The organism is Pseudomonas putida (assembly GCF_005080685.1).
Taxonomy (GTDB): Bacteria; Pseudomonadota; Gammaproteobacteria; order Pseudomonadales; family Pseudomonadaceae; genus Aquipseudomonas; species Aquipseudomonas putida_V.
Genome location: NZ_CP039371.1, coordinates 3,681,661 through 3,698,538, shown reverse-complemented (window position 1 = coordinate 3,698,538; position 16,878 = coordinate 3,681,661). Strand labels below are relative to the sequence as shown.

At 64.7% G+C, this 16,878-nt stretch carries 16 protein-coding genes and 2 pseudogenes; 10 read left to right on the top strand and 8 right to left on the bottom strand.

Annotated elements, in window-relative coordinates:
* Positions 1–400 precede the first annotated feature (400 nt).
* The 7 genes and pseudogenes from E6B08_RS16775 to E6B08_RS16745 all read right to left on the bottom strand — a co-directional run bounded on the left by E6B08_RS16775 (position 401) and on the right by E6B08_RS16745 (position 7,148).
* On the bottom strand, positions 401–1,192 hold the full coding sequence (locus E6B08_RS16775; RefSeq protein ID WP_136915077.1) for an ABC transporter ATP-binding protein: 792 nt from the start codon (positions 1,190–1,192) through the stop codon (positions 401–403).
* Positions 1,186–2,181 carry an ABC transporter permease gene (locus E6B08_RS16770; RefSeq protein ID WP_136915076.1) on the bottom strand — a complete coding sequence of 332 codons (996 nt, stop codon included), beginning with the start codon at positions 2,179–2,181 and terminating at the stop codon, positions 1,186–1,188. Before E6B08_RS16770 ends, E6B08_RS16775 begins: the two co-directional genes overlap by 7 nt.
* A complete protein-coding gene (locus E6B08_RS16765) occupies positions 2,162–3,232 on the bottom strand; it encodes an ABC transporter substrate-binding protein (protein ID WP_136915075.1) in 1,071 nt (356 codons plus the stop codon). Before E6B08_RS16765 ends, E6B08_RS16770 begins: the two co-directional genes overlap by 20 nt.
* A 272-nt stretch (positions 3,233–3,504) precedes the next feature.
* Positions 3,505–4,628: pseudogene (locus E6B08_RS16760) on the bottom strand (aminomethyltransferase family protein).
* 36 nt (positions 4,629–4,664) lie between these two features.
* Positions 4,665–5,681, bottom strand: coding sequence for a heme-dependent oxidative N-demethylase family protein (locus E6B08_RS16755; protein ID WP_136915074.1), 1,017 nt, complete (start codon positions 5,679–5,681; stop codon positions 4,665–4,667).
* Between the two features lie 14 nt (positions 5,682–5,695).
* Positions 5,696–6,624 (bottom strand): annotated as a pseudogene (locus tag E6B08_RS16750) (PDR/VanB family oxidoreductase).
* The gene (locus E6B08_RS16745; protein ID WP_136915073.1) at positions 6,621–7,148 is read right to left on the bottom strand and encodes a dimethylamine monooxygenase subunit DmmA family protein; all 528 of its coding nucleotides are present in this window, start codon (positions 7,146–7,148) and stop codon (positions 6,621–6,623) included. Before E6B08_RS16745 ends, E6B08_RS16750 begins: the two are co-directional and overlap by 4 nt.
* A gap of 168 nt (positions 7,149–7,316) precedes the next feature.
* On the opposite strand from E6B08_RS16745, the gene E6B08_RS16740 reads away from it, so the two are divergent.
* A complete protein-coding gene (locus tag E6B08_RS16740) occupies positions 7,317–7,973 on the top strand; it encodes a LuxR C-terminal-related transcriptional regulator (protein WP_136915072.1) in 657 nt (218 codons plus the stop codon).
* A 10-nt stretch (positions 7,974–7,983) separates the two neighbouring features.
* Here the strand turns inward: E6B08_RS16740 and E6B08_RS16735 are convergent, their stop codons facing one another.
* On the bottom strand, positions 7,984–8,676 hold the full coding sequence (locus E6B08_RS16735) for an aspartate/glutamate racemase family protein (protein WP_136915071.1): 693 nt from the start codon (positions 8,674–8,676) through the stop codon (positions 7,984–7,986).
* 78 nt (positions 8,677–8,754) lie between these two features.
* Here E6B08_RS16735 and E6B08_RS16730 point away from each other — a divergent pair, with 78 nt between their 5' ends.
* From E6B08_RS16730 to E6B08_RS16685, 9 genes are all read left to right on the top strand, one after another.
* Positions 8,755–9,564 carry an AraC family transcriptional regulator gene (locus E6B08_RS16730; protein WP_136915070.1) on the top strand — a complete coding sequence of 270 codons (810 nt, stop codon included), beginning with the start codon at positions 8,755–8,757 and terminating at the stop codon, positions 9,562–9,564.
* A 216-nt stretch (positions 9,565–9,780) separates the two neighbouring features.
* Complete coding sequence (locus tag E6B08_RS16725) at positions 9,781–10,272, top strand: GNAT family N-acetyltransferase (RefSeq protein WP_136915069.1); 492 nt, start codon at positions 9,781–9,783, stop codon at positions 10,270–10,272.
* 56 nt (positions 10,273–10,328) lie between these two features.
* The gene (locus E6B08_RS16720; protein ID WP_136915068.1) at positions 10,329–10,700 is read left to right on the top strand and encodes a DUF6508 domain-containing protein; all 372 of its coding nucleotides are present in this window, start codon (positions 10,329–10,331) and stop codon (positions 10,698–10,700) included.
* A gap of 83 nt (positions 10,701–10,783) precedes the next feature.
* Positions 10,784–11,293, top strand: a complete 510-nt coding sequence (locus tag E6B08_RS16715; RefSeq protein WP_136915067.1) for a sigma-70 family RNA polymerase sigma factor — start codon at positions 10,784–10,786, stop codon at positions 11,291–11,293.
* Complete coding sequence (locus tag E6B08_RS16710; RefSeq protein ID WP_136915066.1) at positions 11,293–12,237, top strand: FecR domain-containing protein; 945 nt, start codon at positions 11,293–11,295, stop codon at positions 12,235–12,237. Before E6B08_RS16715 ends, E6B08_RS16710 begins: the two co-directional genes overlap by 1 nt.
* Before the next feature lie 65 nt (positions 12,238–12,302).
* Positions 12,303–14,690 carry a TonB-dependent receptor gene (locus tag E6B08_RS16705; protein ID WP_136915065.1) on the top strand — a complete coding sequence of 796 codons (2,388 nt, stop codon included), beginning with the start codon at positions 12,303–12,305 and terminating at the stop codon, positions 14,688–14,690.
* A gap of 420 nt (positions 14,691–15,110) precedes the next feature.
* A complete protein-coding gene (locus tag E6B08_RS16700) occupies positions 15,111–15,392 on the top strand; it encodes a hypothetical protein (protein ID WP_136915064.1) in 282 nt (93 codons plus the stop codon).
* Between the two features lie 150 nt (positions 15,393–15,542).
* Positions 15,543–15,794 carry a DUF3077 domain-containing protein gene (locus E6B08_RS16690; RefSeq protein WP_136915062.1) on the top strand — a complete coding sequence of 84 codons (252 nt, stop codon included), beginning with the start codon at positions 15,543–15,545 and terminating at the stop codon, positions 15,792–15,794.
* 77 nt (positions 15,795–15,871) lie between these two features.
* Positions 15,872–16,657, top strand: coding sequence for an SDR family oxidoreductase (locus tag E6B08_RS16685; RefSeq protein ID WP_136915061.1), 786 nt, complete (start codon positions 15,872–15,874; stop codon positions 16,655–16,657).
* Positions 16,658–16,878 lie beyond the last annotated feature (221 nt).

Below are 16,878 nucleotides of genomic sequence, written 5' to 3'. Positions count from 1 at the left end.
TTGGGATTTGCGGTGTGTCGCTCGGTGTGCGCTGGAGAGTTGCGGGGGCGCGGATATCGAGCGCCGCCCGCGCGGCGCATCGCGACGCAAGGCCGCTCCCACATTTGTTTCAGGCCAATTATGTCTGATAGGCCATGGTTGTCAGCCTGGTGGGCCCGGCGCGATATTTGTGTTGGCGTAGGGTGCACCCCGATATTCCGTGGTGCCCCCAAAGGCGAACAACCATGGCCTGACAGACAGTGGCACGTTGCAACAATTGTGGGAGCGGCCTTGCGTCGCGATGCGCCGCGCGGGCGGCGCTCGATGTGTGCGGCACCACACCTCTTCAGCGCACGCTTGGCGATGCGCCGCGCGGGGGGCGCTCGATATCCGCGCCCCCGCAACTCTCCAGCGCGCACCCTCACCAATCCGTCCCCTGACCCAACAGTTCCAGCGCATGCTGGCGCAACTCCAGCAGCCGCGGGTCATCCCGCCGCCGCGGATACGGTCGCTCGACCTTCAACTCGGCCAACACCCGCGCCGGTCGGGCCGAGAACACCAGCACCCGGTCACACAGCAACAGTGCTTCCTCCACATCATGAGTCACCAGCAACGAACTGTAGGCCTGTTGCTGCCACAAACGGATCAACTCGCTCTGCATAGCGATCCGCGTCAGTGAGTCGAGCTTGCCGAGCGGTTCGTCGAGCAGCAGCAGGCGCGGCTCGTTGATCAGCGCCCGGGCCAGCGCCGCGCGCTGTGCCATGCCGCCTGAAAGCTGTCGCGGGTAAGCATCGCGAAACTCCAGCAAGCCGACCTTGCGCAACGTCTCGTCGACCCGCGCCCGTTGCGTCTTCAGTTGACCCCGGGCCTGCAAGCCGAGGGCGACGTTGTCCCACACGCTGCGCCAGGGGTAGAGCGTGGGATCCTGGAACACCAGCACCCGCGAATGGTGCGGGCCGTCGATCGCGCCGCCGTCCGCCAGCAAATGGCCGTGCTGGAGGCCTTCCAGGCCGGCAACCAGGCGCAGCAGGGTGGACTTGCCGCAGCCGGATGGGCCGAGCAGCCCGACGCTTTCCCCAGGCTGCAACTGCAGGTCGACGTTGTCGAGCACCGGCAGGCGCTTGTCGCCCAGGTCGAAGGCATGGCTCAGGCCACGAATGTCCAGGGCCATGCCACTTTCACGGGGCACGGTGGCGTGGGCGGGACTTACCATTTGACGGCTCCTTTCTGCCAGGACAACACCCGGTCGCGGACGATGAACAACAAGGTGATCAGGCCCGAGCAGAGCAGGGCCATCACCAACAGCGCGGCGTACATGTTGGCGTAGGCCGCCCAGCCCTGGGCCCATTGCAGGTACCAGCCGAGCCCTGCCTTGACGCCCATCATCTCGGCCACCACCAGCACCGAGAACGACGCGCCCAAGCCCATGAACAGGCCGACGAAGACATGCGGCAGCGCGGCGGGAATAGCCACCCGCAAGACCAGGAAACGCGAGCTGGCACCTAACGTTCGCGCCACCTCGTAGTAGGCCTTGTCGACACTGGCGACGCCCGACCAGGTCAGCACGGTGACCGGGAACCAGGTCGCCAGGGCGATCAGGAAGACGCTGGCGCTCCAGCTGGAGGGAAAGAAGAAAAAGCAGATCGGCAGCAGCGCCGTGGATGGCACCGGGCCAAGAATCCGCAGCACCGGGTGCACCCAGTAGCCGATCCGGTGCGACCAGCCAATGGCCACCCCGGCGATGAAACCGGCGCTGCCTCCGAGCACCACGCCGTTGATCAGCAACCACAGCGAATGCAGCAGGCTTTCGCCCAGGCGTGGCCAGTCGTCGAGGAAGACTTCGATCAGCGCCTGGGGCGGGGCGAAGAACGGCACCGGCAACAGCACCACCTTGGCCGTCACCAGCAGCCAGGCGCCCAACAATACCGGCAACGCCGCCAGCCACGCACCAGCGGGGCGCAGGCGTTGCACGAGGCGGGCGAACGGCCCTGGCAGCAGGGCGATCAGCGCCAGCAACACGCCCACCACAGCCGCTGCAACGGCCAGCTCGAAGGTGTACGGCCATGGCTTGCCGCCATCTGGGTACAGTTCGGTGAAAAGGCCCAGGGCTATCCACGCCAGTGCCGCCAGCAGGCCCGCTCGCCAGATGGCTGCAGCGGGTGCGACCTTGGGCTGGGTTTGCTCAAGCGAATACGTCGGCATGGACATCCTCCGCGAACGCCAGCGGGTCGGTGCGTGGGCGCAGCACCTCGATGTTCTTCAGGTCCCGGGCATAGACGGCGATCTCCTTCACGAAGGTGTTGCCCACCGAGTAGTAACCATGGGTGTGCTCGGTGAGGATGGCATGCACTTCCTCGCGCGAGGTATTGACCGCGAACTTGAGAAACTCCTCGGCCACCGCCTCGGGGTTGCGCGAGGCCCAGGCGTGCGCCTGCAGGATCGAATGGGTGATGGCCGCCGCCACTGGCGTGTCGTCGCGCGCCAGCTTGCCGCTGACGCCGACCACGCAGCAGCTCATGTTGGCGTATTCCTCGACCATGTTGGTGGCCAGTTCGGCGAAGCCCGGTTGCTGCTTGACCCGGTACATGAGCGGGTCCGAACCGCTGGCGGCCTGGATCTCGCCTTTCTGCAGGGCAACGCTGAGCAGGTCGATCGGGTAGACCCGCCAGGTCACGTCGCGCAGTGGGTCGACGCCATGGCGCTTGAGCATCAGGGAAAAGAAGTTCTTGTCCGCCGCGGCCATGTCGGTGACGCCGATGGTCGCACCTTTCAAGGCCTCGAAGGATTTCGGGCCGTTGTCCAGGGTCAGCAGGCGCAAGCAGCCGCCGTGGGTGCCGGCGGTGAGTTTGACATCGAAACCCTGTTCCAACGCCTTGAGCCAGCGCAGGGCCATGCCGGTGGCGGCGTCTGCCTTGCCGGTGGCCATGGACTCGAGCAGCACCTCGGTGGAGTTGCCGAAGTTGACGAACTCCACGTCCAGGTTATGGCGCTTGAAGATGCCCTGGCTGTCGGCCACCGCCACCGGCGCGAGGCACACGGCATTGAGGTTGGTCGCCAGCTTGATCTTGCGCGGCTCGGGCAGCACCCAGCGCGTGCTTTCCAGGTCCAGCCCACTGCCTACCGGCTGTGTGGTGTGGCCGGCATGGGCGCCGTGATCGTGGTCGGCGAAGGCGAAACGGCTGGCGAAAGCGGCTGCCGACGCGGTGCCTGCCAGGGCGAGGAGTTGACGACGGCTTAACGAGGATATGGGCATGGCGCCTCCATTGCGATCAAAGGGGGCAGGCACCACGTGGTCGGGTAGCGTGCGCGTCTGGCGGTGAGGTTCCTGTTCAGAACCAAACGCTATGGGCGCTTAAGCTAGAGGCTTTCCTTCTTTGAGTGAAATTCAATTTAGGCATAACCTAATATGCGGAAAAGTGATTTTAATCGATGCGGTTTTCCGGGGAGGGTTGTCGGTGTCTGTGTGGGCCTCATCGCCGGCAAGCCGGCTCCTACAGGGGCCGAAGCTTGCTGGCGTGGGGAGGCTTAGCCCTTGGCTGTGCGCTTGTGCTTCTGTGGGTCGTCGAACGGCAGGGTATGTGCGATGGCTTCGACCTGCAGGCTGCCCCTTACCGTCAGTGGCAACCCCTGCTCGGCGGCACAGGGATCGAGCCGGGCGATGGCCATCGACTTTCCGGTCAGGCGCGAGTACATGGCGCAGGTGATCACGCCGACCTGGCGACCCTGGTACCACAGGGTGTCGCCGGCTTCGGCGGCGGTGTTGCCATCGAGCAGTACGCCAAAGATCTTGAAGCGCTCCCGGCCCTCGAGTCGCCGATGCTCGCCGGCGCCCCGGAACTCCAGCTTGCCGGGCGATACCGTGAAGTCGAGCCCCAGCTCCCACAACGTATCACCCGCCTTCTCGCCGGCGAAGGGGTACATCTGCGAGTTGTCGTAGGGAACAGGTAGCTCTCGACTCGCAGCCAATCCAGGGCGGTGAACGCGCAGGGGATGATGCCGTGGGCCTTGCCCTGCGCGAGGATGCCATCCCAGATGATGGGCGCGTCGGCGGCCTTGCAGAAGATCTCGTAGCCGCGTTCGCCGGTGTAGCCGGTGCGCGAGATCATCACCGGTCGCTCGAACAACCGCGTCTGCAGGTGATGGAAGTAGGGCAGGTCACGGATCCCCGGCACATGCTCGGCGAGAAAATCCACGGCCCTGGGGCCCTGCAGCGACAGGTCGTGCAGGTCGTCGTCGAACAACACCGCCACCTGGCGACCCTGGGCCGAGCGCACCAGCACTTCGTGGCCACTGCCCGCACCGTGCACCACCATGAAGGCGTTGGGGCCGGTGCGGTAGATGATGCAATCGTCGATGAACCTGCCGTCGTCGTCGAGCATGCAGGCATACACCGACTTGCCTGGGTAGAGCTTGCCCAGGTCGCGGGTGGTGGCCTGGTCCAGCAGGCTCTCGGCGTGGGGCCCCACGTAGTGCACCTTCTTCAGCCCGGAAACGTCCATCAGGCCGGCGTGGGTGCGGATGGCTTCATGGTGGTCGGCAAGGTCGCTGTGGTAGGTCCACGCAGTGCCCATGCCGTTCCAGTCTTCGAGCTGGGAGCCGAGCGCCAGGTGGCGGTCACGCAGGGCACTGATGCGCCAGGAGTTGGCCATGGAGATTCCTCTTGTTGGCGAGTGGATGACGAGGTGTCAGGCGCTGCAGTCGAACGGGCGTAGCCATTCGATGAGAGCCTGGCGGTAGCGGGTGATGCCCTTGTAGTCGGCGATGGGGTCGGGGAGGTCGCGGATCACCCGGTGCAGGCGTTGCGCCCAGGCGCGCTGGGTGGCCAGTTCGTCGAGTCTGATCAGGTAGGTGCGAATGCCGAACAGCACGGCATTGGAGCGCGCCAGGCGCAGCATCAATTGCAGCTCCACGCGCAGGTGGACCCGTTCGCCGGCATTGCTGGCGGTGACCGTACCGCGCTCGCTGCCCCATTCGTGGAAGGTTTCCGGCGAGGTGTCGAGCCGGGGATTGATGGTCAGGGTCCAGTTCAGGCGGCGCACGGGCTGCGCGACCTGGAGGTTGAGCAGGTACTTCAGGGCTCGGTCGAATACCCCCAACTGGTGGGCCATGGGGACCGGCGAGTGCCACTGCTTGAAGCTCATGCCGGCGTCGAAACGCAGCGACCAGTCGGCGGGGCAGGTGACCATGCCCGCATCCATGAACAGGTCGTTGTCGCGCTGGTCGAGCAGGGCGAAGTCGCCCTGTACCTGTCGGGTGATGTACTCCAGCGGTTCGCAGGGCAGGCTTTCGGGCTCGCCAAAGGTGAAATGCTGGTCGATGCCCAATGCCAGGTTCTGCCAGTGCCAGGCAGCGCCCTGGCGGGACAGGCGGAACACCGTGGGGTAGTCTTGCGCTAGGCGTGTCATCAGCAGCTCCAGGGTGTCCCAGGTGGCTTGGGCCATGTGCGGCATCACCAGGCAGCGTTGCGGGTCGCGTTCCAGCACCTGCGCCCGCTCGGCCATTTCCGAGAGATAGTGTTCATCGACGTCGAACAGGTGCTCGAACACCGAGCCCGGGTCGCGGGGCACAGCAGGTTCCAGGTTGACCGAGTACAGGTACTGGTCCTCCGGGAAGGGGAACGGAAAGCGGGCGATGGCGGCCGGGCTGTTACGGAACGTGAAGTCGTCGCGGAAGGTTTGCTTCGGCGTGAAGGTCAGGGACATGGGTAGGTCTCCGTTCAGAGGTCGAGCAGGAGCGGGCGGCCGCAGCCGCGCGATACGCAGGGCATGAGGTGGGTCTTGCGCTGTTCGGTGGTGAGATACAGGTCGCGATGTTCCACGTCGCCTGCCAGCCAGTGCGTCTGGCACTGCCCGCAGACCCCGCCGCGGCACAGGTTGGGCACTTCCACCCCGAGCCGTTCGAGGGCTTCTAGCAAGCTCTCGTCGGCTGCCACGTGCAGCCGCTTGGCGCTGCGTACCAGTTCGGCAGCGAAGGGCTGGCCGGGCTCGGCCCGGCAAACGCTTCCCAGTGCACCCGGCTTGGGCTCCAGCCCAGGCGACCGGCCTGGGTCTGCAGATCGGCCAGCAATGTTCGCGGCCCGCAGGCATACACATGGGTGCCCAACGGGCGGCGCTGCAACACCTGGGCGATATCGAGCCGGCGTTCGCCGCTGGGGTAGGCATGCAGTCGCTTGCCGAGCGCATCGCGCAGTTCGTCCAGATAGGCATCGCTGGCACCCGCTCGGTAGGCGTAGTGCAGTTCGAAGTCAGCCCCGGCGCGCAACAATTCGAAGAGGTAGGCCTTGAACGGTGTGATACCGATGCCGGCTGCCAGTAGCAGGTGCTGGCCGGCTTGGCGCTGCAACGAGAAGGCATTGGCCGGTGGGGTGATGCGCAGGGTGTCGCCGACCCGCAGATGCTGATGCAGGTAGCGCGAGCCGCCTCGTGAAGCCTCTTGGTAGCGCACCGCGATCCGGTAGGGGCCATTGGCCGCAGGGTCTCCCACCAGCGAATAGGCGTTGCACCGACCATTGGGCAAATGCACCTGCACGTGGCTGCCGGCAGAGAAACCGGGGAGCGAGCCTTCCACTGCCAGCAGGCTGAACTCGCGGATTTCCGGCGTCAGCAAGCGCGTCGCAGCGACGCGGACATCAAGGGTGGCGTTCATGGTCGTGGCTCCCGACGCGGCTGGTCGGGGTCGGCGCACACGCCCAGATAGGCGCCTAGCCGCCGCGAGAAGTGCTGGCGCACCTCCAGTACCACCCCGCAGTGGGCACATGCTATCGGCCCGGCGAGGCGAGTTGCCTGGCAGTTTGCGCAGTGCACGCAGAACACCTGTCGGCAGCCGTCAGGGCGCCTGACGATGCGGATCTCGTCGGGCTGCATTCCCGCCTTGCGCGCCAGGGCATGCAGCGACCAGACGAACGCTTCGTCACCTTCCAGGACCAGGCGAAGGCCAACGCATGCGTGCGCCAAGCGCTCGCTCAACGCCTGCTGCAGTGCGCTTGGGTCGGTAATGCCGCTCAGCTGTAGGTGATCGATGCGGGTATCGCTCAGTTCTACCACCAAGCGCTGCAGGGTTTCGACCGCGTCGTCCTGGGTGACCAGAAGGTAATGCGGGGTTGGCGGATAGGGCTCTGCTACGGGGTAAAGCGGCACGCTGGTGGGTGGGTAGGGAGCGACGCTGGACATATGATCCTCGCGGAGTTCTATTCCTGTTGGGGAATATACTTTCCCAGTAGGAAATATCACTCAATCCGCTATCGGGCATATGCCCTTTGGGGTAGTCCACCGCCGAAGGCACGTTTGTTGCTGTCGATCAGTGCCTGCCCGGCGCGACCCGCGAAGAGGACAACAGGGATGCTTTCAACCGCAACGGCACACGCCCATGTCTGGGAGGACCTGACCGACCGCGAAGGCCAGACCCTGGCCCTGCTGACAGCCGGCTACAGCAACAAGCAGATCGCCCGCGAGCTGGGCATCAGCGACGGCACGGTGAAGATCTACGTACGCAACCTGCTGCGCAAGTTTCGCCTCAGCTCGCGCCTGGAGCTGGCTACCCGAATCCATAGCACGGGGTCTGCCTGGCGTGTGAGCGAACAGCGGCCGCTGCACAGCGAAAGCGCGCCCGGGGCCGACCACGCACCGAATCCGTTCATGCAGGGGCTGCTGGATGACCTGCCCGGGCTGATCTACCGAGGTGGCAACGACCGGGCCTGGTCGATGGACTATGTCAGCGCAGGCTGCCTGGCCCTGACGGGTTACCCCGCCGATTACCTGGCAGGGGGCACGGCATCGCGCAGCTTCGGCTCGCTGATCCTCGAAGAATATGCCGACTACATCTGGTACTGCGTGCAATGCGCGCTGCTCAAGCGCGAGCCGTATCAGCTCGAGTACCGCATCCGCTGCGCGGGCGGGCAGATCAAGCGGGTGTGGGAAACCGGCGTGGGCATGTACACCCGCTCGGGTGAGGTGATCGGCGTGGAAGGGGCGATATTCGAGCGCCGCACCGGTTAGCCGGTTTCGCTCAGTCGCCGAGGGCGAAGGCTACCGCTGCTCGGGCGTGCAGCTCGGTGGTATCGAGCAAGGGGATGGAGCTGTGCTCGGGCTTGATCAGCAGGCCGATTTCGGTACAGCCGAGAATGATCGCCTGGGCGCCGCGAGCGGCGAGCGATTCGATGATGGCTTGATAGGCCTTGCGCGATGCCTCGTCGATAACGCCCACGCACAACTCCTGGTAGATGATCCGATGCACCGTCTGCCGCTCGGTGGCGTCCGGCACCAGGACATCCAGCCCCAGGGGACGCAGGCGGCTCTTGAGAAAATCTTCTTCCATGGTGAAGGCGGTACCGAGCAGGCCGACCTTCGTCGCCCCGGCCTTGCGTGCCGCTTGGCCTGCCGGGTCGGCAATGTGCAGGAAAGGAATGCCGACCGCCGCTTGAATCTGCGCCGCGACCTTGTGCATGGTGTTGGTGCAGAGCACCACGCAATCGGCGCCACCGGCTTCCAGGCGCCGCGCCGCATCCAGCAGAACCGCGGCGGCATCTTCCCAGCGCCCGGCATGCTGGGCTTGCTCGACAGGCCCGAAGTCGACGCTGTAGATTAGCGTTTGCGCCGACCGCAGGGGCCCCAGGCGGTCACGCACCTGTTGGTTGATGAGGCGATAGTATTCGGCGCTGGACTCCCAGCTCATGCCGCCGATAAGGCCGATGGTGCGCATGTGGTGCTCCCGTTTTGGTCAATCGTTCACCAGGAAGTGTCCGGTGCAAGCAGACGACGGTCTATCAGGAAATTTCAGATGCTGAGCCAGCACCTGCTGGGTGACAAGCTCTGCCTGCAGCTTCTGCCGCGCATGGCTTACAGTGCCCGCGACCCGGTGCGCTGGCATTCGTTGGGCATCACCCTGGAGCGCCAGCGAGGCGTGCATGCGATCGACTCGGACCGCCGTGCGGACTTCGACACCTTCGCCGGCGTGCTGGCGCAGACGCCGGTGGGCGTCGAGGTGTTTTCCGAGTCCGCCCGTGGCGGTGAATACCTGGTGCTGCGTCTGGAGGCGGCGCTGGCCCAGCAACTGCTGCCGGTTACCGCTCAGCGTGTCCAGGCCGGTGGGCAGCGACAGGCCTTGCAGCAAGCGATGGGGCTTCGACGTCTGCTGCTTGCGTGCGAAACCGATCGGTTGGCGCTGGAGGAGGCGGCAATGGCCTTCCTCGCGCAGGCCAGGGCTCCAGAGGCGCAGCCGAAGGTCCAGCCCAAGGCAGTTGTCCGGGTGCTGGACCAGATAGGCGACGAGCATCATCTGCCGCTCAGCCTGGATCAGTTGGCCAATACCTACGGGCACAACGCGCTTCGGTTCCTGCGCGACTTCACCCAGGCCATCGGCCTCACGCCGCATGCGTACCTCGTTCAGGTGAGGCTGCAAGCGGCTCGGCATTTGATCGAGCACACCGATCAGGACCTGGCCAGCCTTGCCCTGGAGGCGGGCTTTGCGCACCAGTCGCACATGGGCAGCGCGTTTCGCAAACACCTTGGCATGACGCCTGGGCAGTACCGCCTGCGGGCAGGCCTCATGGCCGGCAAGCCGGCTCCTGCAGGCCCCCCAAGGCTATGAAACTCGCCAGGTCTCCTGTAGGAGCGGGTTTACCCGCGAAGAGGCCCTTGCAGGCATACCCGGCCACAGTCACCGCGCCGTACCTGTTGTAGGAGCGGGCTTGCCCGCGAAGAGGCCAGCCCAGGCAGCACAAAACCACCGGCAAGAATGCACCGCGATCAGGCATCGCGTCATTTACCATAGTCCTCTAGCCACTCATCCTGCCGGAGCCATTCCATGAGCAACACCTCATTTCGCCACCCCATCGACCAGGACGCCGAGCGCTGCTACGCCATCGAAATCGGCGCCTACGAGGGTGACGAAGCCGCCACCCTGGAAAAGATCCGTACCCGGATCGCCCAGTATCCCGAGGGTTTCCTCCTCCTCGAAACCGAGGGCACCATCGTCGGTTTCATCAACAGTGGCTGCGCCCACGAAGTGGTGATGTCCGACGAGGCCTTCAAGGAACTGATCGGCCATGATCCGCTGGCGCCGAACGTGGTGATCATGTCGGTGGTCGTCGACCCGGCGCACCAGGGCAAGGGGTACGCCAAGCGACTGATGACTGAGTTCATCGCCCGCATGCACGCCCAGGGCAAGGCCACTATTCACCTGATGTGCAAGGAACGGCATGTCGAGTTGTATCGCAAGCTTGGCTATCAGTACGTGCAGCCGTCGCCCTCGGACCACGGTGGCATGGCCTGGCACGAAATGGTCATGGCGCTTTAACCACCCCAGCATCCTGTGTGTAGACTGTGCCCCTGGTAAACGACAAGGAACTCGTCATGCTCCCCACCCCGGCCGATATCGACGCGCTGATAGGCTTTCTGCCGCAGCTATACCCCAACGGGGTGCCCATCGAGGCCTACACCTTCAAGGAACCGCACCCTTGGCCGATCTACGCCAAGGTGGTCGACGACTTCTACGAACAAGCCCGCAAGGATTGCTGGCTCGACATCGATTATCGTCCCACCGCAGATCGCCTGGTCAGCGAACCTGGCGCCATCGAGCAAGCGAGCCTTGCGCAGTTGCAGAGCCTGGTGACCTACTACGTGAGAGGCGAGCGCTTCTGCGACGGGCATTGGGGCACGATGATTGCCAAAGGCTATGTGCAGCGCCTGCTCACGCGCCTGGCGCAGCTGCGTGAGGCCATGTAGCGGGTTTTTGCACAAACCCCTTGGATCTGCCGCCTAACGTAAATTAGAATCACTCCTATTTACGTTGCCGCAGAGCCTTCCCCATGACCGAAGCCGCGCCGTCCCAGGAGCACAGCCTGCCAGCCCTCTATCGCGACCACCGCGGCTGGCTGGAAACCTGGCTGCGCCGCCGTCTGGGCAACGCCTGGGATGCCGCCGACCTCAGCCAGGACACCTTCCTCAAGGTGCTCGCCAGCCACCAGTCACTGGCTGACATCCGTGAGCCTCGGGCTTACCTGCTGACCGTGGGCAAGCGGCTGCTGAGCAACTTTCACCAGCGGCGCAGCCTGGAGCAGGCCTACCTGGAAGCCTTGGCGCAGCTACCCGAGCAGAGCCTGCCGTCGCCTGAACAGCGCTGGATACTGCTGGAAACCCTGCAAGCGCTCGACGCGTTGCTCGACGGCCTCAAGGCCCCGGTGCGCAAGGCGTTTCTCTGGAGCCAGCTGGAAGGCCTGGGCTACTGCGAGATCGCCGCGCGCCTGGCAGTGTCCGAACGCACGGTCAAACGCTACATGGCGCAGGCCTACGAGCATTGCCTGCTGGCGGAGCTGTGATGTCCATCGCCAACGGCAATACCCGCGAGGTGGTGCGCGCCGCCGCACGCTGGCTGGCGCTGGTGGAGTCTGGCAAGGCCGGTGACAGCGAGCTGCAACGTCTGGCGCAGTGGCGGGCCAGCGATGCCACGCACGAGCAGGCCTGGCAGAAGGCAATGCAACTGCGTCAGCGGTTTTCCCAATTGCCCAGCGAGTTGGCTCTGGCCACCCTCGATCGCCCGCAGGCCAGCCGCCGAGCACTGCTCAAGCAGGCGCTGGCTGTCGCGGCAGTGCTCCCCACCGGCTGGATGCTGGCGCGGCAGTTGCCGCTGGAAACCTGGACGGCCGATGTACGCACGGGGGTAGGGGAGCGTAGGCAGTTGGCCCTGGCAGACGGCACCTTGCTTGCCTTGAACACCGACAGCGCGGTCGACATCGACCTGGCGGCGCGCCGGCTAAAACTGCTGCGAGGCGAAGTGGCGGTGAGTCTGCCCGGCAGCCTGGGCCTGGCGATCGAGGTGCCTTTCGGCCAGGTAGCGGTCGCTTTCGGCGACGTCTGCCTGCGCCTGTTCGACGAGGCTTGCCGGGTGTCGGTGGTCAAGGGCTCGGCCAGCCTGCAGCCGTTGCGCGGTGGTGCCCTGGTGCTAAGCGCTGGTCAGCAGGCTCGGCTCTACGCAGAAGGCGCAGGTGCGGTTCGCGGCCTGGACGAATGGACCCTTGGCTGGCGCGAGGGTGCGCTGCGCCTGGACGACCGGCCCCTGGGCGATCTGCTGCGTGAGCTGCGCCGCTATCGCCCTGGGGTGCTGCGCTGGTCGTCGGCGCTGGAGGCCCTACGCGTCACCGGTACTTTCCGCCTGGACGACACCGACCGGGTCCTCACGCTGCTCGCTGCCAGCCTGCCGCTGGAGGTGAATACGCGTACACGTTACTGGGTCACCCTGGTGCCGCGAGAACATCATGCTTGAGGCTGTCCCCTTTTTTTCGCTCGCCGGTCATTACCGGTAGAGGAAAATCAGAGGAGCTTTTTTCAATGCCCGCAGTAAAGTCTTGCCGCCTGATGCACATCGGGTTTGCCATGAGCCTGTTCCTGAATGTACCCACCTGGGCCGACGAAAGCGCCCGACGCAGCTACCAAGTACCCTCCGGCAGCTTGGGCGCGGCCTTGACCCGGTTCGCCGACCAGGCCGGCGTCAGCCTGTCGCTCGACCCGGCGCTGGTGAGTGGCCGGCAGAGCGGCGGGTTGTCGGGCAGTTACCGCATCGATGAAGGCTTCCTGCTGTTGCTCCAGGGCAGCGGCTTGCAGCTGCAGCCGGTCGGCGAGGGGGCGTTCACGCTGGTGCCTGCTGCCGAGGGCGCCAATGCCCTGGAGATCGCGCCCACCAGCATCGTCGGCGGCCAGCCGCAGGACAACGATGGCCAGCCGTACGCCGGCGGCCAGGTCGCCCGCAAGGGCTCGCAGGGGCTGCTGGGGTCGCGGGACTTCATGGACACCCCGTTCAGCATGACCACCTACACCAGCGACGTGGTCAAGAACCAGCAGGCCCGCACCCTGGGCGACCTGATCGCCAGCGACCCCTCGGTACGCGCCACCAATCCCGCCGGTGGCCGCTTCGAGCAATTCACCATCCGCGGCTTCAGCCTGTTCAACAGCGATGTGTCATACAACGGCTTGTACGGCATCTTGCCGACCTATTCCATCGACATGGAAATGGCCGACCGAGTCGACATCATCAAGGGCCCCAGCCAGCTGATCAATGGCATCTCGCCACGCGGTAGCGTCGGGGGCGGCATCAACGTGGTGCCCAAGCGGGCGGGCGACAAACCGCTTACCGAGTTCACCGGCAGCTTTGCATCGGGGAGCCAGGTGGGAGGCGCGGTGGACATCGGCCGTCGTTTTGGCGAAGGCGACCAGTTCGGCGTGCGCTTCAACGGCGTCAAGCAATCGGGCGATACCGAATGGGACCACCAGAGCGTGGACCGCGAGATGGCGGTGCTGGGGCTCGATTTTCGTGGCGAGCGCCTGCGGCTTTCGGCTGATGTGGGGCATACCGAGCGCGACACCGATGCGCCGCAAGAGCGGGTGCTGGTTGGCGCCAATGCCAAGGTGCCGAACGCCGACGATGTGCGACGCAACTATGCCCAGGCCTGGAGCAAGGCGCGCACCGACGACACCTTCGGCGCGCTGAACGCCGAGTACGATATCAGCGAGTCGCTGCTGGCCTACGGCGCGGTCGGCGCACGCAAGAGCAACCATGACTTTCTGCGTCACAACGTGTCGATCATCAACGATGCCGGCGATTTCACGGTACAACCGCGTGATTTCACCCGGGACGAGAATGTCCGCACCGCCATGGCCGGGTTGCGCAAGTGGTTTCATACCGGGCCTGTCAGTCATGAGTTGAACCTTGCCGCCAGCTACTTCTACATGGACTTCACCAACGGCGGCGCGCGCTACGCGTCGGCGCCCAGCAACCTGTACGACCCGGTGACCACGCCCACCCCCGGCACCCCGACGCGCATCGATGCGCAGGTGTACACCGAGAACCGCTTTTCCGGCCTCGCCCTGGCCGACACCCTGGGCTTTTTCGACGACCGCCTGCTGCTGACCCTGGGGGCGCGTTGGCAGCGGGTCCAGGTGGATGACTGGAGCGATGGGGTGAAGGGCGACACGGCCTATGACGAGGAAAAGCTCTCGCCGTCGGGCGGGGTGCTGCTCAAGGTCACCGACCAGCTGTCGCTCTATGCCAACTACATGGAAGGCCTGAGCCAGGGCAAGATTGCCCCGTCGACGTCGATCAACGAAGACCAGATCTTCCCACCCTTCACCAGCCGCCAGGTCGAAGTCGGGGCCAAGTACGACCTGGGCCGCGTGGCGTTCACTGCCAGCGCCTTCCGTATCCGCCAGCCTGCCTACGAGACCAATCCCGGGACCCGCGTGTTCGGCCCCAATGGTAAGCGTGACAACCGCGGTATCGAGCTGAGCGTGTTCGGTGAGCCGCTAGGGGGCGTGCGCGTGCTGGGCGGGGTGATGTACATCGACAGCGAACTGACCGATACCGTGGGCGGTGCCTACGATGGCAACCGCGCCCCGGCGACACCTGAGTACAACGTCAACCTCGGTGCCGAATGGGATGTGCCTGGCGTGAACGGGCTGACCCTGACGGCGCGTGGTATCCATTCGAGTTCGCAGTACCTGGATCAGGACAACAGCAAGCAGATCGATGGCTGGGAAAGGTTCGACCTGGGGGCGCGATATGCCTTCAAGGTCGATGCTACCGAGGTGACTTTGCGCGCCAGCGTCGAGAATGTGCTGGATGAGCGTTACTGGGCTTCGGCGGGGGCATCGGATGACAGTGAGCCGGGGCTGACGTTGTCGACGCCGCGGACGTATTTGTTGTCGGCGACATTGGGTTTTTGAGGGGCTTGGAGGTGTTAGGCGAGCGGTTTGTAGTAGCGGTAAGGTCTAGCGCCGCTCGCGCTTGGTGGTGTCGGTGTGGTTGGCGGTGTTGCGTCATCCATCTTCCCTATTTTTTCAGAAGTATCCTACGCGCTTGTGCTGGCGGTTCCAGGGTTGGCGAAATACCCTACGGATCGCGTCGGCACGCGTCTGATTGTGCAGGGAAACATGGCTCCTTAGGCTGTCCCGGTCGCTGGCAATTCAGCGATCGGGGTGTGGAAACCCTGGCAGTAGATATGGCGAGCGTCGTTACGACAGCTGCATGCGGGAGGCTTTCGAGCCTACCGGGTTCGCCATATGCCTGGTTTTCCACCCCGTGTGCAGTTGTCACCCCAATGTGTGGAAACGGATGGGTGGCACACGACTAATATGGTGCCGAAAATGAAGACAATCGTTCCCGACCCACCGCATTTCTACGATCTCCCCGACGGTACAACCCTCAGTAACGCCATCATCGAACGGCTTGTGCCGATGGAGCATGTAGTGCTGAACATCACTCATTATCTGATGCTCGCCTACAACCACAGCCGTCGCACACTCGATAGCATCGAGGAAGAAGGCATGCGTGAATCAATGATTAATGGCCTGCGCTCCATGCAGATCGCTTGGGCCCAGGCGGATGCCCTGGCTTCGGCGCTCGAGCGCAATCCATTTCTGCATTGATAGTGGCCTAACCGGCCTCTTCGCGGGCAAGCCCGCTCCTACAGGATTTGTGTTGATTTCGAATTTGGCGCTGTACCTGTGGGAGCGGGCTTGCCCGCGAACACCGGCTCCGCCGGTGCCATCCACCACCGAATTGAGGGAACTGACCCCATGGCAACCACTGACCCCACCCACGCCACCACCGCCGGCATCGAAACCTTCGACCTGTTCCGCCTGCAACCCGGCATCCCCTTCGACCACGCCTTCAGCCAACTCTCGATCCTGCTCGGCTGCATCCGCCACCTCACCACCGAAGCCGAGATGGAAAACGACCGCAAGGCCGGCAGCGCCGCCCGCATCCTCAGCGAAATGGCCAAGGCGCTGATCGACGACATGGAGCTGGGTATGAACAAGACCCACTGAAACCCCGTTTCATCCGCGTCAAAGGCCCCTTGCTTCCGTGTTAGTGTCAACCACATCCACCCAACAAGGAGCCAATCATGGAACTAGGTATCAAGGGCCGCTGGGCCATCGTCTGCGCTGCCAGCCAAGGGCTGGGCAAGGGCTGCGCCGAGGCCTTGGGCGGGGAAGGGGTCAACCTGGTCATCAACGCCCGCACCGCCAGCACCTTGGAGCAGACGGCCACGCAACTGCGAGTCCGCTTTGCCGGCATCGAAGTGCGCACGGTCGCGGGGGACGTGGCCGATCCCGCTGTACGCCAGGCCCTGCTGGCGGCGTGTCCGCAGGTCGATATCCTGGTCAACAACGCCGGTGGCCCACCCCCAGGCGATTTCCGCGACTGGGGCCGGGAGGAGTGGATCAAGGCGCTCGACACCAACATGCTCACGCCCATCGAACTGATCAAGGCGGTGGTCGACGGCATGGCCGAGCGCGGCTTTGGCCGGGTGGTGAACATTACCTCGGGCGCAGTGAAGGCGCCGATCGATATCCTTGGGTTGTCCAACGGTGCCCGCAGCGGCCTGACCGGCTTCATCGCCGGGCTGGCCCGCCAACAGCGTCTGGCCGGGCGCAATGTGACGGTCAACAACCTGCTGCCGGGCGCCTTCGACACCGCCCGCCTGCAGAAGACGTTGCAGGCCGCGAGTCAGGCCAGTGGCGACCTGCAAGCGACGACCGAGGCTCGGCGCCAGGCGATTCCAGCCGCGCGTTTCGGCAACCCCGAGGAGTTCGGCGCGTACTGCGCGTTTCTCTGCAGTGCCCAGGGTGGGTTCATTACCGGGCAGAACCTGCTCATCGATGGCGGGGCCTACCCCGGCACGTTCTGAGCGTTTCATGACGTATGGGTGTGAGGCGTGTGCTGGCGCATGCCTCAAACCACATCACAGAACAGCATTTTTTACGCTCTTTTTACGACCCGCCCGGCTGCCTGTAGGGATACTGACCGCCGCGATGCCGTGGGATGGCACGCGTCTACGCCCGTCAGTCCAGAGAAGCCATTCGTGAGCCAGTCCGCCGTCGCAGCACACCCCCCTCAGTCCGCGAAAAC

Excerpts from the sequence above, each read along its gene's own strand:
- E6B08_RS16775 (WP_136915077.1), bottom strand. The coding sequence starts at position 1,192 with ATGGTAAGTCCCGCCCACGCCACCGTGCCCCGTGAAAGTGGCATGGCC.
- E6B08_RS16770 (WP_136915076.1), bottom strand. The coding sequence starts at position 2,181 with ATGCCGACGTATTCGCTTGAGCAAACCCAGCCCAAGGTCGCACCCGCT.
- E6B08_RS16765 (WP_136915075.1), bottom strand. The coding sequence starts at position 3,232 with ATGCCCATATCCTCGTTAAGCCGTCGTCAACTCCTCGCCCTGGCAGGC.
- E6B08_RS16755 (WP_136915074.1), bottom strand. The coding sequence starts at position 5,681 with ATGTCCCTGACCTTCACGCCGAAGCAAACCTTCCGCGACGACTTCACG.
- E6B08_RS16745 (WP_136915073.1), bottom strand. The coding sequence starts at position 7,148 with ATGTCCAGCGTCGCTCCCTACCCACCCACCAGCGTGCCGCTTTACCCC.
- E6B08_RS16740 (WP_136915072.1), top strand. The coding sequence starts at position 7,317 with ATGCTTTCAACCGCAACGGCACACGCCCATGTCTGGGAGGACCTGACC.
- E6B08_RS16735 (WP_136915071.1), bottom strand. The coding sequence starts at position 8,676 with ATGCGCACCATCGGCCTTATCGGCGGCATGAGCTGGGAGTCCAGCGCC.
- E6B08_RS16730 (WP_136915070.1), top strand. The coding sequence starts at position 8,755 with ATGCTGAGCCAGCACCTGCTGGGTGACAAGCTCTGCCTGCAGCTTCTG.
- E6B08_RS16725 (WP_136915069.1), top strand. The coding sequence starts at position 9,781 with ATGAGCAACACCTCATTTCGCCACCCCATCGACCAGGACGCCGAGCGC.
- E6B08_RS16720 (WP_136915068.1), top strand. The coding sequence starts at position 10,329 with ATGCTCCCCACCCCGGCCGATATCGACGCGCTGATAGGCTTTCTGCCG.
- E6B08_RS16715 (WP_136915067.1), top strand. The coding sequence starts at position 10,784 with ATGACCGAAGCCGCGCCGTCCCAGGAGCACAGCCTGCCAGCCCTCTAT.
- E6B08_RS16710 (WP_136915066.1), top strand. The coding sequence starts at position 11,293 with ATGTCCATCGCCAACGGCAATACCCGCGAGGTGGTGCGCGCCGCCGCA.
- E6B08_RS16705 (WP_136915065.1), top strand. The coding sequence starts at position 12,303 with ATGCCCGCAGTAAAGTCTTGCCGCCTGATGCACATCGGGTTTGCCATG.
- E6B08_RS16700 (WP_136915064.1), top strand. The coding sequence starts at position 15,111 with ATGAAGACAATCGTTCCCGACCCACCGCATTTCTACGATCTCCCCGAC.
- E6B08_RS16690 (WP_136915062.1), top strand. The coding sequence starts at position 15,543 with ATGGCAACCACTGACCCCACCCACGCCACCACCGCCGGCATCGAAACC.
- E6B08_RS16685 (WP_136915061.1), top strand. The coding sequence starts at position 15,872 with ATGGAACTAGGTATCAAGGGCCGCTGGGCCATCGTCTGCGCTGCCAGC.